The sequence below is a fragment of the Marinobacter xestospongiae genome (assembly GCF_023156385.1).
GTDB classification, from domain to species: Bacteria; Pseudomonadota; Gammaproteobacteria; order Pseudomonadales; family Oleiphilaceae; genus Marinobacter; species Marinobacter xestospongiae.
Window position 1 is genome coordinate 23,141 of sequence record NZ_JAKZAK010000031.1, and the last position, 14,436, is coordinate 37,576.

Below are 14,436 nucleotides of genomic sequence, written 5' to 3' on the forward strand. Positions count from 1 at the left end.
CGTGCCCACGGTGACGTTCGGAGGTTCCATGCGCTATCGCCTCAATCCCAGCGGCAACTTTGGCAAGCAGTTGCAGCGCCTGATCCAGTCCATCAATGAAGACATCGCCGTTGCCCTTCTGCAGGCCTGCCGTGATCCCGAAACCGGTGTCCACCAGACCCGCAAGAGCTGTAAGGAAATCCGTGCGCTGTTGCGGCTGCTGCGTCCGCAGATCGGAGTGGAGGCGTTTCGCCATCATCAGGCCCGTTATCGACACGTTGCCGGGGTGTTGTCCGGAAGCCGGGACGCCATGGTGATGGTCAATACCTGGCGTGCTTTGCAGGATGAGCGGCAGGAATTGCAGGCCGAAGGTTTTGATCGGGTCACCGCCATGCTGACCGAGCGCGCCCGGGAAGACCCGCTCACCAGCAAGGGGCAGGCGTTCTTCGTTGATCTGGCCCTGGAGATGGAGGCCCAGCGTTTTCTGGCGCGGGATTGGCAATTGCCCAGGCGGTTGGAGGATCTCAAGCCCAACTTCAGGCGTCTCTATCGCAAAGCCCGTGATGCTGAACGCCGGGCGCTGGCCTCCGACGACATCGACGATTTTCACGACTTCCGCAAACGCAGCAAGGATCTGTTCTACAGCCTGCGAATCCTGATTCCACTCCATGACAAACGCTTCAAGAAGCAGGTGCAGGCCTTTGAGGGCATGACCGAAGTCCAGGGACTGGCCAATGATCACGCCGTGCTGGCCGAATACCTGGAAACGCACCGGGAGTCCCTGGGACTTGCAGCGGATGACGAGCAGCGGCTAACCGCTGCGATACAGGATCGGCTGCAGGCGTTGCAGGCACAGGCTCACGAGTGGGCGGAAGCGCTGTTGAAGGATAAACCGCGGGTATTTGTTAAGCGTCTTTGAAAGGGAGGAGGCACGACGTCAAGGCCTTGTCATTGGACGTGCTTGGCCACCAGGAATGGAACTCGCGCGGTGTCGGTGCCAGGTTTTGGCGGTTGTCAAAGAAGGAGTCGTTGACACTTGGTTGACACCTAGAAGGCTAAAGTGGGGGAGGGGACTCGTAAGTTACTGATTGATGGTGGGCCCAGCTGGACTCGAACCAGCGACCAAGGGATTATGAGTCCCCTGCTCTAACCAACTGAGCTATAGGCCCTTTTCGTACTTTCGGGAGCTTCTCGGGAGGAGAAAGCGGGCGCCATTATACCGGTGCGGTGTGGCGCCCGCCACTGCTGTGGGGATTAACCGTTGCCCTGATCGTCAATAAAGCCGCGCAGGTGATCGGAGCGGGATGGATGACGCAGTTTGCGCAATGCCTTGGCCTCGATCTGACGAATCCGTTCACGGGTGACGTCGAACTGTTTGCCGACCTCTTCCAGGGTGTGGTCGGTGTTCATCTCGATACCGAAACGCATCCGCAGTACCTTGGATTCCCGGGCCGTCAGGCCGGACAGCACGGAGCGGGTCGCTTCCCGCAGGCCTTCGGCAGTGGCAGAATCCACCGGCGACAGCGCCTGGATGTCCTCGATGAAATCCCCCAGATGGGAATCTTCGTCGTCGCCGATCGGGGTTTCCATGGAGATCGGTTCCTTGGCGATCTTCAACACCTTGCGGATCTTGTCTTCGGGCATGTCCATGCGCTCACCCAGCTCTTCCGGCGTGGGCTCGCGGCCCATCTCCTGCAGCATCTGACGGGAGATGCGGTTGAGCTTGTTGATGGTCTCGATCATGTGCACCGGAATACGGATGGTGCGGGCCTGGTCCGCGATGGAGCGGGTGATGGCCTGACGAATCCACCAGGTAGCGTAAGTGGAAAACTTATAGCCACGACGGTACTCGAACTTGTCCACCGCCTTCATCAAGCCGATGTTGCCTTCCTGGATCAGGTCCAGGAACTGCAGGCCGCGGTTGGTGTACTTCTTGGCAATGGAGATCACCAGACGCAGGTTGGCCTCGACCATTTCTTTCTTGGCACGGCGCGCCTTGGCTTCACCGATGGACACCCGGCGGTTGATTTCCTTGATGTCCGGAATCTCCAGATCCACTTCGCTCTGAACGTTATGGATGCGCTTCTGCAGACGCACGATCTCGTCGGCGCGCTCACCGAGGGCAGAGGCATAGCCCTTGCTGCTCTTGGCCAGGTCTTCGGCCCACTCCAGGTTGGTCTCGTTACCCGGGAACCATTTGATGAAGTCCTTGCGCGGCATACGACACTCGCGCACACAGATCTTCATGATGGCCCGCTCGTTCTCACGCACCATTTCGTTGGTGGAGCGAACCACGTTGACCAGTTCCTCGAACGCCTTGTTGGCCAGCTTGAACGGGGCAAATACCTCGCCCAGCTCATTCAGCGCCTGCTGGGTGGCCTTGTCGGAACGGCCCTTGTCGCTGAGCATAACCTCGGCGGCTTTCAGCTTCTCACGCAGGAGCTCGAAACGCAGGCGGGTTTCTTCCGGATCCGGACCACTTTCGGTTTCTTCCTCGTCGTCGCTGTCATCGTCGCTGTCCGAGGAAGAATCCGGCACATTGCTGGCGGTGTCGTCGGTGCCCATGAACGGCTCGGCGTCGTCCGGGTCGAGGAAGCCGGTGACGATGTCGCTGATGCGGCCTTCGTTCTCGATAATGCGCTCGTAAGCCTGCAGCACGGTGCCGGCGGTGCCCGGGAAATGGGCAACGGCGGCCATCACGTCGCGGATGCCTTCTTCGATGCGCTTGGCGATAACGATCTCGCCTTCCCGGGTCAGCAGCTCAACGGTACCCATTTCCCGCATGTACATACGGACAGGGTCGGTGGTGCGGCCAGCGTCAGTTTCAACAGCGGCGAGGGCGGCGGCGGCTTCGGCAGCTGCGGCTTCGTCGGCGGCGGAGTCGCCATCGGTCATGAGCAGGGTGTCCGCGTCCGGTGCTTCTTCGCAGACCTGGATGCCCATGTCATTGATCATGCGGATGATGTCTTCGACCTGATCGGGATCCGCTATGTCTTCCGGGAGGTGATCGTTCACCTCGGCGTAAGTCAGGTAACCTTGTTCCTTGCCTCGGGCAATGAGGTCTTTCAAACGTGATTTCTGCGAATTGCCTGACATAGACACCCTGTGAACTCGCTGGTAAAAGGAAAAAAGTTAAACAGCCATTATAGCTGTCGCGTGGTTTGTGTGCCACTGGATGGTTAGATGGTGATCAATACCGTTAGTTTCAAGGCCGCTGGTGGTAAAGCCCCGTGCCGCCGTGATCTCCAGTGTTCAAACCGTCGTTCTGTCGCCAGTTTGGGGCGGGCTGGCTTGACCCCGTTGCGCCAGGTTTCCCTGATGCGGTTGTCCCCCGTTATCGCGCAGCCAATTAGCCCGCCTCGTGACGGCTGAGCTGGCGCAGTTCCTGCCGCTCGGCATCGCTCAGGTCGGCGAGGCTGCGTTTCTCGTTCAGCAGCGCCGCCAGGCGTTGCTTGCGGGCCGCTTCCTGATCCGGTTGCAGCATCTCCCTGGCGACGGCCAGGGTCTGTTCCCGTTTGGGCACGTGTTCGATGCCGTCGAACAGGCCGAAAAAGCGCCCGTGGGCCTGGCTATCCAGGGCCAGGCGGCTGAGCAGCTGGCGTTGATCGCCAATCTGCTGCTGGTCAATCCAGCTGGCCAGCTGGCGGGCCTGGGGCAGCTGACGGTCGATCCGGGCCAGCTCCAGTACCTCGGTGGCCAGTTCCGGTGCTTCCACCAGGGCCAGGCACAGCAGGCTGTCCTTGTTCAGGCGCACGTCGATGCGCTCTTCCTGAATGCGGTCGCGGCGGTGACCAAACCGGCCAAATTTGCCACGACCACCGTCACCGCGCTGGTTGTTCTGCCAGTCGCGCTTGCCGCCACACAGCCTCAGCATTTCGTGCCACATGGCATCCCGCAGGGTGCATCGTGGCATCTTGTTCAGCAGCGGTTCCACCCGCGCCCGCAGTTCGCCGCGGTGCTCCGGGAGTGCCAGATCGAGTCCCTCGCTCTTGCGATTGAAGAGGTAGCGGGACAGCGGTGTGGCACCATCAATGCGCTGCTGGAACGCGTCCGGACCTTCCTTGCGCACCAGGGTGTCCGGATCTTCCCCCTGGGGCAGCATCAGAAACTGCAGATGGAGACCGTCCGCCAGCAGTTCCAGTGCGTTCTCCATGGCGCGATCGGCGGCGCGGTGACCGGCGGCGTCGCCATCAAAACAGAACACCAGGTGCCGGACCTGGCGCAGCAGCGCGGTCAGGCTGTCCTGGTTGGTCGCCGTGCCCAGCGTGGCCACCGCATAGTGAATGCCATGCTGGGCCAGGGCGATGACGTCCATATAGCCTTCCACCACCAGCAAGCGGTCGAGCTGGCGGATGGCCTGACGGGCTTCGAAAAGACCGTAAATCTCCCGGCTCTTGTGGAAGACATCGGACTCGGGCGAATTGATGTACTTCGCCTTGTCGTCTCCCAGGGTCCGCCCGCCAAAGGCAACGGTGCGTCCGCGGCTGTTGCGGATCGGAAACATGATCCGGTTGCGGAACAGATCCCGGGGCCGGCCATAGCGGTCAGACACTGTGCCGGTTTCCACCAGCGGGCCCTTGAGGTCGGCCGCGGCCGCCTCGAACAGCGCGGTGCCGGTGCCCGGCGCAAAGCCGAGCTGGTAGCGCTCTGTTGTGGCGGCGTCGAGCCCCCGTTGTTGCAGGTAGTCCCGGGCGTAATTGCCCTGGGGACTGCGCAGCGTGCCCTGATAGAACTGGCTGGCAAAATCCAGCGCGTCGGTCAGTGTCCGGGCCTGTTGCATCTCCTGACGGGCCACCCGGTCGTAGGGCACTTCCAGTCCCTGGCGACGGGCCAGCTCTTCAACGGCGTCGGTAAATCCCAGGCCGTCAAACTCGCGGATGAAACTGATGGCGTCCCCGTGGGCACCACAGCCGAAGCAGTGATAGAAGCCCTTATCGGGGCGGACGTTGAACGACGGGGTCTTTTCGTCGTGAAAAGGGCAGCAGGCCTTATAGTTTCCGCCGGCCTTTTTCAGGGTGATGCGCGACCCGATCAGCTCCGCAAGGTCGATGCGGTCTAGCAGCTCTTCGACAAAGCGTTGCGGGATCAAGCCACTCATGGGAACTCCGGAGGCATAGGGCTGCGGTGATTGACGGCGGCCAAAGCCAAAAATGCCGTCGAAGCGGGGCCTCGACGGCATTCTGGAAGCGCAACCCGAAACCGATGGGTCGCGACTTGGAGCTTGCAGTCAAGCAAGCGCCGGGTACAACTCAGTACAGGCGCTCGAACTTGCGCTGTTCCCGCTGCAGCTTCTTGAGATGACGCTTGACGGCAGCGGCGGCCTTGCGCTTGCGAACGGCAGTCGGCTTCTCGTAGTGCTCGCGACGACGAACTTCCGACAGGATGCCTGCTTTTTCGCAGGAACGCTTGAAGCGACGCAGTGCTACGTCAAACGGCTCATTCTCTTTCACTTTAACAGCTGGCATTCGAAAATCACCTACCTATTATGGAATCGGTTTCAGTTTTAAAGGTGTGCAGACAGGTCCACTTGTACCTGCGGTGCAGTACACAGCGACTCGTTGCTCGCCAGCCCACTCCTGCACACCTTCCATTGTACCGCCTGGTAAGATTGAACAAAACTCGACCAGTGCGATTTTGGGGCGGCAATGATAGCGCTTTGATCACTCGATGGTCAATGGCCGCTGTGGAAAACTGCCGTCGGCCGGCGCCGTTCTGGTAGAATCCCGGGCTTCTGTTTCCCCCAACCAACGCAAGACGTGAGCGAGTTATGCTGATTCTGGGTATTGAGACCTCCTGCGACGAGACCGGTGTGGCGCTGTATGACAGCGAGCAGGGCCTGCTGGCCCATGCCCTGTTCAGCCAGGTGGACATGCACGCCGATTACGGCGGCGTGGTGCCGGAACTGGCCTCGCGGGACCATGTCCGCAAACTGCTGCCGCTGTGCGATGAGGTGCTGGAGCGCGGTAGCCGCAAGCGGGCCGACCTTGACGGTATCGCCTACACCGCCGGGCCGGGCCTGGTGGGGGCGCTGATGGTGGGCGGCTCGGTGGCTCATGCCCTCGGTTTTGCACTGGGCGTGCCGGTGTTGGGGGTGCATCACATGGAAGGCCATCTGCTGGCGCCGATGCTGGAAGAACAGCCGCCGGCGTTCCCGTTTGTGGCCCTGCTGGTGTCCGGTGGCCACACCCAGCTGGTGCAGGTGGATGGCATCGGCCAGTACCGGTTGCTGGGGGAGTCGGTGGACGACGCCGCCGGTGAGGCTTTTGACAAGGCCGCCAAGATGCTGGGACTGGATTACCCGGGGGGACCGCGGGTGGCGGCCCTGGCGGAACAGGGGCGGGATGGTCGCTATAAATTCCCGCGACCGATGACGGATCGTCCGGGGCTGGATTTCAGCTTCAGTGGCCTGAAGACCTTTACCCTGAACACGGTGACTGCGGCGGAACAGGCCGACGCCCTGGATGATCAAACCCGGGCGGACATTGCCCGTGCCTTTGAGACCGCCGTGGTGGACACCCTGGCGATCAAGTGTCGCCGGGCACTGCAGCAGACCGGCTGTCGGCGCCTGGTGATGGCCGGCGGTGTCAGTGCCAACCGGCGTCTGCGCTCGGCGCTGGCGGAGATGGCGCAGAAACTGCGGGCAGAGGTGTTCTATGCCCGGCCGGAGTTCTGCACCGACAACGGTGCGATGATCGCCTACGCCGGTTGTCAGCGTCTGCTGGCTGGCCAGCGCGACGGTGAGCGCATCGTCGCGGTGCCACGCTGGCCCATGGACCAGTTGCCTCCGCTGGAGGCCGAGTGCCTGGACGGCCTGGCGCCCCAGCGCTAAGTCGTTGCCGTGCTAAAATCTGGATTCCCGCCCCTGGGCCAGACGAATCAGGTTGTTGCGGTGGCGAACGACGATCAGCAGCGCCAGCAGGCCAAACAGGGGCAGGGTGTCCGGCTCAATCAGCGCACTGACCAGAGGGCCGCACACCACGGCGACAATCGAGGCCAGTGCCGAGATGCGCCAGCGCCACATCACCACGCCCCACACCGCACTGATCAATAATGTGGTCAGCGGTGCCAGCGCCAGCCCTGTGCCCAGTGCGGTGGCCACGCCCTTGCCACCCTTGAAGCGAAAGTACAGCGGGATCATATGGCCGGTGACCGCAAACAGCGCCACCATGGCCTGCGCCAGCAGTGACAGCCCGGCCTGATAGGCCAGCCACACCGGCAACCAGCCCTTGGCGGCGTCCAGTACCAGTGTTGCCAGTGCCGGCGCCCAGCCGCCGGTGCGGTAGACGTTGGTGGCGCCGGGATTGCCCGAGCCCTGGGCGCGGGTGTCCGGCAGTCCCCACGCCTGGCAGACCGGTACCGCAAACAGCACCGAGCCCAGCAAATAGGCCAGGGCACAGAACAGGGTGGTCAGCAATGGCTCGTTGATCGCGATCATGGGAGTAGGACGGGCACCACTCAAGTGTGCGAAAATCCCCGCGCTGGCGCGAGCGGGCAGTCGGTCCTACAGTATCGAGTTGCCCCGGGCGGTTCAATTAGCTATCGGTCGCAAGGCCGGCCTGGCAGGCAGAAGCGGTAAGAGAGGTAGTCTCTGGTGACGGATTTGGTGTTGATAGAAGGGCTCGCGGTGGACGCCGTGATCGGTGTGTACGACTGGGAGCGGGAAATCACCCAGAACCTGTTGGTGGATCTGGAGATGGCCTGGGACAACCGTCGACCGGCGGCCAGTGACGACGTTGAGCTGGCGCTGGACTACGCCGATGTCAGTTCCCGGGTGAGCGGGTTTCTGCAACGGCGACAGTCCCAGCTGCTGGAAACCGCCGCCGAGGAACTGGCCGCTGACCTGCGGCAACACTACGGTATTGCCTGGCTGGCGCTGACCCTGCGCAAACCCGGCGCGGTGCCGCAGGCACGGTCGGTCGGTGTGCGTATTGAGCGGGGGCAGAAGCCGTGACGGGGGCGGTGGAAGTGCTGGTCAGCATTGGCAGCAACGTCGATCGGGAACGCTACGTCGCCGCAGCGCTGGATGCCCTCAGCGAGGCCTTTGGCGAGCTGCGGATCTCGTCGGTCTATGAGAGTGAGGCGGTGGGTTTCAATGGCTCGCCGTTCTTCAACCTGGTGGTCGCCCTTTACACCGATGACCCGGTGGCCACCCTGTCACGACGATTCAAGCAGATTGAAGCGGACAACGGCCGCCGTCGTGACGCCCCCAAGTTCAGCGCCCGCACCCTGGATCTGGACATCCTCACCTACGGCGACGCCGCCGGTATCATCGATGGCGTGGAACTGCCCCGGGGGGAAATTCTCCACAACGCCTTTGTGCTGTGGCCGATGGCGGAAATTGCCCCGGAGCAGGCGCACCCGCTGAATGGACAGACCTACCAGGCGTTATGGCAGGCCTACGACCGTGACCAGAAACTCTGGGTGGTGCCGTTCCAGTGGCGGGGGCAGACCATTTCACCCCGGCCCTGAGGCCATCTTGGGCGTCCTGCTGCTGCATCCATCGTCGGTAGGCAGCGAATGAGCTGGAGGGGCGCTAGCGCTCGTGGTGGTGACGGGAACGGAACAGCGCAATCAGCCCGTCGGTCGAGCTGTCTGAACTGCCAGGCAGCGGTGACGGGCTTTGCAGGCGTTGCAGGATGTCGGCGCCCAGCTGCTTGCCCAACTCCACGCCCCACTGATCAAACGAATCCAGATCCCAGATCACCCCCTGGGCGTAGGTCTTGTGCTCGTAGAGTGCGATCAGCGCGCCCACGATCCGGGGGGTGGCGCGCTCAAACAACAGGGTGTTGGTGGGCTTGTTGCCCGGGATGACCTTGTGACGGGCCAATCGGTCCACCTCTTCCGGCGGCAGGCCCTGCTGCTCCAGCTCGGTGCGGGCTTCCGCTTCGGTTTTGCCCTGCATCAGCGCCTGGGTCTGGCTCAGGCAGTTGGCGAACAGGATGGCGTGGTGGCTGGCCACCGGGTTGTGGGTCTGCAGGGGGATGATGAAGTCCGCCGGCGACAGCCGGGTGCCCTGGTGCAACAGTTGGTGATAGGCGTGCTGACCATTGGCGCCGGCGCCGCCCCAGATGATGGGGCCGGTGTCATAGTCCACCGGGTCGCCGTGCTGGGTCACGCACTTGCCGTTACTCTCCATATCCAGTTGCTGCAGGTGGGCCGGCAGCCCCCGCAGGTAGTGATCGTAGGGGAGGATGGCGTGGGCATCGGCGCCCCAGAAATTGCCGTACCAGATGCCTAACAACGCCTGGATCACCGGCAGGTTGCGCTCCAGTGGCGCGGTGCGGAAATGCTGGTCCATGGTGTGGGCGCCAGACAACAGGGAGCGGAAGTTCTCCATGCCGATGGTCAGTGCGGTTGGCAAACCGATGGCGGACCAAAGCGAATAGCGGCCTCCCACCCAGTCCCACATCGGGAAGATGTTCTCTTCGGCGATGCCGAAATCAATCGCGGCCTCGGGCTTGGCGGTCACCGCCACAAAGTGCTTGCTGATGTGCTCCTCACGGCCGCCGTTGTGGAGGAACCATTCCCTGGCCACCTTGGTGTTTTCCAGCGTTTCCTGGGTACGGAAGGACTTGGACTGGATCAGGAACAGGGTGGTTTCGGGGTTGATGTAACGCAGCACCTCGGTGATGTGGCTGCCGTCAATGTTGGCGACGTAGTGGCAGTTGAGGTGGCCGTGCCAGTATGGCTTGAGCGCCGCCGATACCAACTTGGGGCCGAGAAACGAGCCGCCGATGCCAATGCTGACCACGTCGGTAAAGGGCTTGTTGGAGAACCCGCGCCACTGGGTGCTGCGGATACGCCAGACAAATTCCTCCATACGCGCCAGGGTGCTGCGCACCTCGGGCATGATGTCCTGGCCGTCCACCTGAATGGCTTCGTCGCTGAGGTTGCGAAGCGCCACGTGCAGGGCTGGTCGCTGCTCGCTGAGGTTGACGGTGTCGCCCTGGAACAGCGCTTCAATCCGCTCCGGCAGCTGACAGCGCCGGGCCAGCGCCATCAGCAGCGCCAGGGTGTCGTCGGTGATCAGGTTCTTGGAGTAATCCAGCGACAGCCCGGCGGCTTCGGTAAAGTAGCGCCGGAACCGGTCCCGGTCGAGGGCGAACAGCTCCCGCATGTGCACCGACTGCATCTCACCCTGATGCTTGCGCAGGGCTTGCCATTCTTCAAGTTCGGTCAGGCGTTTGCGGGCCTCGGCCATGGTCGGGTTCCTTGTCGGGAGCTGGGTGTCAGGCGCGCTGGATGGACAGGTTGTCGATCAGGCGGGTAGTGCCCAGAAACGCTGCCGCCAGGATCGTCAGGTCCCGCTCGCCGGAACGGGGTGGTTTCAGGCTCAGGCTGCTGACGATGTTCACGTACTCCGGGCGAAAGCCCAGCCGCTTGAGTTCGTCCATGGCGTCCTGTTCCAGTCCGGGGATGGCGTCGTCGTCTGCGTTGGCCAGCTTGCCCGCGGTGTCCTGAAGCACCCGTTGCAGGCCCGGGGCGCGCTGGCGGTCTTCCTCGCTGAGGTAGCCATTGCGGGAGCTGAGTGCCAGGCCATCCTCATCGCGGACGGTGGGCGCGCCGATGACTTCCACCGGCAACATCAGGTCCCGCACCAGCTTGCGAATCACCGCCAGCTGCTGGAAATCCTTCTCGCCAAACACCGCAATGTCCGGCTGGACCATGTTGAACAGCATGGTCACCACGGTGGCGACGCCCTCAAAATGGCCCGGACGTCCAGCGCCGCAATGGCCTTCGCTGACACCCGGTACCACCACCTGGGTCTGCTGGACCAGGCCTTCAGGGTAGATCTCGCTGACCGGCGGGGCGAACACCAGGGTGTTGCCACTGGCGTCGAGTTTGTCCTGATCGGCCCGCAGGGTGCGGGGGTAGCTGTCCAGATCCTCGTTGGCACCGAACTGCATCGGGTTGACGAAGATGCTGGTAACCACCACATCGGCGGCATCCAGGGCTTTGGTTACCAGTGACAGGTGACCGTCGTGCAGATTGCCCATGGTGGGTACCAGACCAATACGTTTGCCCTGGGCCCGGTAGCTTTGCAGGATGGTTCGCAGTTCCTTGACCTTGTGTACGGTTCTCATGCCTGGAAACTGTGCTCCTCAGCGGGGAATTGACGGTGTCGCACGGCGTCGACGTACGCCTTGATAGCGTCCTGGACGGAATCTGATTCCGCCAGGAAGTTTTTCACGAACCGCGGCGGCCGTCCCGGAGTCAGGCCCAGCATGTCGTGAACCACCAGTACCTGACCATCGGTGTCAGCGCCGGCACCAATGCCGATCACCGGGGCCTTGACTGCCTGGGTGATGCGGGCAGCCAGGGGCGCCGGCACGCATTCCAGCAGGATGACATCGGCGCCGGCCCGCTCCAGCAGACAGGCGTGCTCGATCATCTGCTCGGCGTGGTGTTCATCGCGCCCCTGCACCTTGTAGCCACCAAACTTGTTGACGAACTGGGGTGTCAGACCCAGGTGAGCGCACACCGGAATGCCGCGTTGGCTCAGGGCGGTGATGGTGTCGGTCATCCAGTCGGTGCCTTCCAGTTTGACCATCTGGGCACCGGCCCGCATCAGTTCGGCAGCGTTATTGAGTGCCTGCTCAGTGGTACCGTAGGACATGAAGGGCATATCGGCCATCACCAGGGCGCCCTGATTGCCCTTGGCCACAGCCCGGGTGTGGTAGACCATCTGTTCCATGGTTACCGGCAGCGTGCTGTCATGGCCCTGCAGCACCATGCCCAGGGAGTCACCAATGAGGATGACATCCACGCCGGCTGAGCTGACGGTGTGGGCAAAGGTGGCGTCGTAGGAGGTCAGAACGGCAAAGGCTTCGCCTTTCTGTTTGTACTCTCGCAGGGTATTGATGGTCACAGCCATAGGAATCTTGCCTTCTGTAGACTGGGTCAAGACGTGGGCCGGCGGCCGCCGGCGCAATTAAACGACAAGGGTATCCCCGGCAACCGCGGGAGGCAAGCGGGCCCCCGGTGCGGGATCAAGCCGGTGTGGGGGCCTCGCCGGTGGGTGGCTCCAGCCGTTGCAGGCCGTTGTCGGCACAGCGATGTCGCAGCTCGGCCAGGGGGCGGCCATCGGGTAGCCGAAGATCGGGGGAGAGATCCAGCAGCGGCTGGAGTGCAAAGTCCCGGTTTGCCAGTTCCCGGTGCGGTACCGTCAGCCTTGGATCGTCGATGGTCTGGTTGCCGAACAACAGCAGGTCGAGATCCAGGGTGCGGGGGCCCCAGTGCCGCAGGCGGACGCGACCCTGGTTCTGTTCGATGGCCTGGAGTTCGTCCAGCAGCGCCAACGGCGACAGCTTGGTGCGCAGGTGCACCGCGCCATTGACGAAGTCCGGCTGGTCCTGGGGGCCGACCGGTCGGCTGCGGTAGAACGGTGACTGTGCCACCAGCGCCGAATCCGGCAGGCAGGCCAGCGCGCTGATGGCGCTGGCCAGTTGCGCCAGGGGATCGGCGAGGTTACTGCCGAGGCCGATAAAGGCGTCGGTGGTCATGCACTGGGCTTCCGGTTGGCGGGCTTGCGCCGCCGCCGCCGCTTGGGACGGCCTCCGCCACTGCCGAGATCGCTGAGCATGCGCTCGCGGCCGCGCTCGTCGGTGGCCTGGAACTCGGTCCACCATTGGCCCAGGCCGGCTTCGATCTCACCGGCGCTCTCGCGCACCAGCAGGAAGTCGTAGGCGGCGCGGAAGCGGGGGTGCTCCATGGTGATGAGGGCACGTTTGCCGTGGCGGCGCGGCAGTCGCATCTGCATTTCCCAGATTTCCTTCATCGGGCCGGAGAAGCGTTTGGGAATCGAGGTGGCCTGAATCTGGCGCCCCATTACCTTGCCCATGGCCTGATGCAGTGCCGGCTGGACCGGTTCGCCATGGTCTTGACGCCGACGCCATTCCTGTTGCAGCGCTGGCCACAGCATGGCGGCGTACAGGAAATAGGGGGTGACCGACTTGCCTTTGCGGATGCGGGCATCGGTGTTGCGCAGGGCCTGGCGGATCAGTTCGTCGGATTCGCCGGCCTCAATGGCGCGCACCGTGTCCGGGAACAGCGGTGCCAGCAGGCCATAATCCTGCAGCAACTCGTAGGTGCGCTCGCCGTGGCCGGCGGAAAACAGCTTGAGCACTTCGTCAAACAGCCGGGCGGCGGGAATGTGTTCCAGCAGCGGGGCCAGTTCGCGAATCGGTGCTTCGGTGTCCGGCTCGATGGTGAAATCGAGTTTGGCGGCGAAGCGGATGGCCCGCAGCATCCGCACCGGGTCTTCCCGGTAGCGGGTTTCCGGATCGCCGATCAGGCGAATCTCGCGGTTGTTGAGGTCGTTCACGCCACCGGCGAAATCGATGACGGTGAAGTCACGGATGCAGTAGTACAGCGCGTTGATGGTGAAGTCGCGTCGCAGAGCGTCCTCTTCCATATTGCCGTAGACGTTGTCCCGCAGCAGCTGGCCGTGCTCGTTGGTCTGGCGGTGGTCGCTGTCGTCCTGGTCGGCTTCCTGGGCGTTGCCGCGGAACGTGGTGACCTCGATCACCTCACGCCCAAACAGCACGTGGACGATGCGGAAGCGACGACCAATCAGCCGGGAGTTGCGGAACAGCTCGTGGACCTCTTCCGGTGTGGCGTTGGTGGCGATGTCGAAATCCTTGGGCTGGCCGTCCAGCAGGATATCGCGCACGCCGCCGCCCACCAGGTAGGCCTCGTAACCGGCCTTGTTCAGGCGGTTGAGCACTTTCTTGGCCGGTTCGCTGATCATGGAGCGGGAGACGTTGTGCTCGTCCCGGGGGATATCCCGACGTTCCAGCTTGCGGGTTTTTTTGCTGTTATTGCCAAGCAGGCGGGACAGGCTGGTCTTTACTTTATTAAGCATTGAATTCCGTCATTGCGTTACGCAAAAACGAGAGTTTAACGGTTTGGCGAGGATTTGCACACGGCTGGAGGGGAATGGGGGGCTGGCTGGCGTTTGTTGGTGCTCCAGATAACCAAAAGGCGGGCCGCTGTCGCGAACCCGCCTCCGAAGAATAGACGATCTGCATTGTTTTTGTTTTTGCCGGGCTTCTTCTTTGTGTTCTTGCCCCATCATAGGCCCCTACGGTCAGGGGCAAGCAAGGCAAACGGAACGCTTTGAATACATAGAGTGGACAGAAACTCGCTGTAAGATTGAAGCAGATATAGCGGCGCCTGGAGGACGATTCTTCTCTACATCTACAACTCACACGAGCCATGGGACCACTAAAAAGCAAAGTACCCAAAACACTCAGTTCGCTTGCGCTCTATTCTTGTTTTTGTTGCTGAGCGCTTCGTGCAGCTTTTTGTTTTTGTTTTGGCGCTGCCAGTCACCATTGTTTTTGTTGTTGTGCGCCATAGAGATTGCACTGCGTGTGCCAGTTTTTAAAAAACCTTTGTTAACAGTGGGTTAAGATTTTGTAGTCTTTGGTGTTGGTGAATTATTAGACTAAAGTG

General features: G+C 62.3%; 13 protein-coding genes and 1 tRNA gene. 4 read left to right on the forward strand and 10 right to left on the reverse strand.

The genetic code is table 11. The features are described from left to right. Positions 1 to 28: 28 nt before the first annotated feature. Positions 29 to 898: a CHAD domain-containing protein gene (locus tag MLD24_RS18950; protein ID WP_248168653.1), complete on the forward strand. Its 870-nt coding sequence runs from the start codon at positions 29 to 31 to the stop codon at positions 896 to 898. A 173-nt stretch (positions 899 to 1,071) separates the two neighbouring features. On the opposite strand, the gene MLD24_RS18955 is transcribed toward MLD24_RS18950, so the two are convergent. The 4 genes from MLD24_RS18955 to rpsU form a co-directional block, all read right to left on the reverse strand. Next, a tRNA-Ile gene (locus MLD24_RS18955) sits at positions 1,072 to 1,148 on the reverse strand. A gap of 85 nt (positions 1,149 to 1,233) precedes the next feature. Continuing rightward, positions 1,234 to 3,075: an RNA polymerase sigma factor RpoD gene (rpoD, locus tag MLD24_RS18960; protein WP_227172586.1), complete on the reverse strand. Its 1,842-nt coding sequence runs from the start codon at positions 3,073 to 3,075 to the stop codon at positions 1,234 to 1,236. Positions 3,076 to 3,328: 253 nt separating this feature from the next. Further along, the gene (dnaG, locus tag MLD24_RS18965) at positions 3,329 to 5,077 is read right to left on the reverse strand and encodes a DNA primase (protein WP_248168654.1); all 1,749 of its coding nucleotides are present in this window, start codon (positions 5,075 to 5,077) and stop codon (positions 3,329 to 3,331) included. A gap of 151 nt (positions 5,078 to 5,228) precedes the next feature. Further along, positions 5,229 to 5,444: a 30S ribosomal protein S21 gene (gene rpsU / locus MLD24_RS18970; protein WP_004578868.1), complete on the reverse strand. Its 216-nt coding sequence runs from the start codon at positions 5,442 to 5,444 to the stop codon at positions 5,229 to 5,231. Positions 5,445 to 5,746: 302 nt separating this feature from the next. Here rpsU and tsaD point away from each other — a divergent pair, with 302 nt between their 5' ends. After that, entirely contained in the window at positions 5,747 to 6,808 is a 1,062-nt protein-coding gene (gene tsaD / locus MLD24_RS18975; protein ID WP_248168655.1) for a tRNA (adenosine(37)-N6)-threonylcarbamoyltransferase complex transferase subunit TsaD, read from the forward strand. A gap of 12 nt (positions 6,809 to 6,820) precedes the next feature. On the opposite strand, the gene plsY is transcribed toward tsaD, so the two are convergent. Further along, positions 6,821 to 7,414 carry a glycerol-3-phosphate 1-O-acyltransferase PlsY gene (gene plsY / locus MLD24_RS18980; protein ID WP_248168656.1) on the reverse strand — a complete coding sequence of 198 codons (594 nt, stop codon included), beginning with the start codon at positions 7,412 to 7,414 and terminating at the stop codon, positions 6,821 to 6,823. 156 nt (positions 7,415 to 7,570) lie between these two features. Between plsY and folB the strand changes: the two genes are divergently transcribed. Together folB and folK (MLD24_RS18990) are read left to right on the forward strand one after the other, a co-directional pair. Next, positions 7,571 to 7,930 carry a dihydroneopterin aldolase gene (folB, locus tag MLD24_RS18985; protein WP_227172582.1) on the forward strand — a complete coding sequence of 120 codons (360 nt, stop codon included), beginning with the start codon at positions 7,571 to 7,573 and terminating at the stop codon, positions 7,928 to 7,930. Further along, entirely contained in the window at positions 7,927 to 8,448 is a 522-nt protein-coding gene (gene folK, locus MLD24_RS18990; protein ID WP_248168657.1) for a 2-amino-4-hydroxy-6-hydroxymethyldihydropteridine diphosphokinase, read from the forward strand. The genes folB and folK (MLD24_RS18990) overlap by 4 nt, the downstream gene beginning before the upstream one ends. Before the next feature lie 64 nt (positions 8,449 to 8,512). Here folK (MLD24_RS18990) and pgi read toward each other — a convergent pair whose 3' ends face one another. The 5 genes from pgi to pcnB form a co-directional block, all read right to left on the reverse strand. After that, positions 8,513 to 10,180 carry a glucose-6-phosphate isomerase gene (gene pgi / locus MLD24_RS18995; RefSeq protein WP_227172580.1) on the reverse strand — a complete coding sequence of 556 codons (1,668 nt, stop codon included), beginning with the start codon at positions 10,178 to 10,180 and terminating at the stop codon, positions 8,513 to 8,515. A gap of 28 nt (positions 10,181 to 10,208) precedes the next feature. Further along, on the reverse strand, positions 10,209 to 11,063 hold the full coding sequence (panC, locus tag MLD24_RS19000; protein WP_227172579.1) for a pantoate--beta-alanine ligase: 855 nt from the start codon (positions 11,061 to 11,063) through the stop codon (positions 10,209 to 10,211). Continuing rightward, positions 11,060 to 11,854: a 3-methyl-2-oxobutanoate hydroxymethyltransferase gene (gene panB / locus MLD24_RS19005; protein ID WP_227172578.1), complete on the reverse strand. Its 795-nt coding sequence runs from the start codon at positions 11,852 to 11,854 to the stop codon at positions 11,060 to 11,062. Before panB ends, panC begins: the two co-directional genes overlap by 4 nt. Before the next feature lie 115 nt (positions 11,855 to 11,969). Then, the gene (gene folK, locus MLD24_RS19010) at positions 11,970 to 12,482 is read right to left on the reverse strand and encodes a 2-amino-4-hydroxy-6-hydroxymethyldihydropteridine diphosphokinase (RefSeq protein ID WP_227172577.1); all 513 of its coding nucleotides are present in this window, start codon (positions 12,480 to 12,482) and stop codon (positions 11,970 to 11,972) included. After that, a complete protein-coding gene (pcnB, locus tag MLD24_RS19015) occupies positions 12,479 to 13,843 on the reverse strand; it encodes a polynucleotide adenylyltransferase PcnB (protein WP_248168658.1) in 1,365 nt (454 codons plus the stop codon). The genes folK (MLD24_RS19010) and pcnB overlap by 4 nt, the downstream gene beginning before the upstream one ends. Between the last annotated feature and the right edge of the window lie 593 nt (positions 13,844 to 14,436).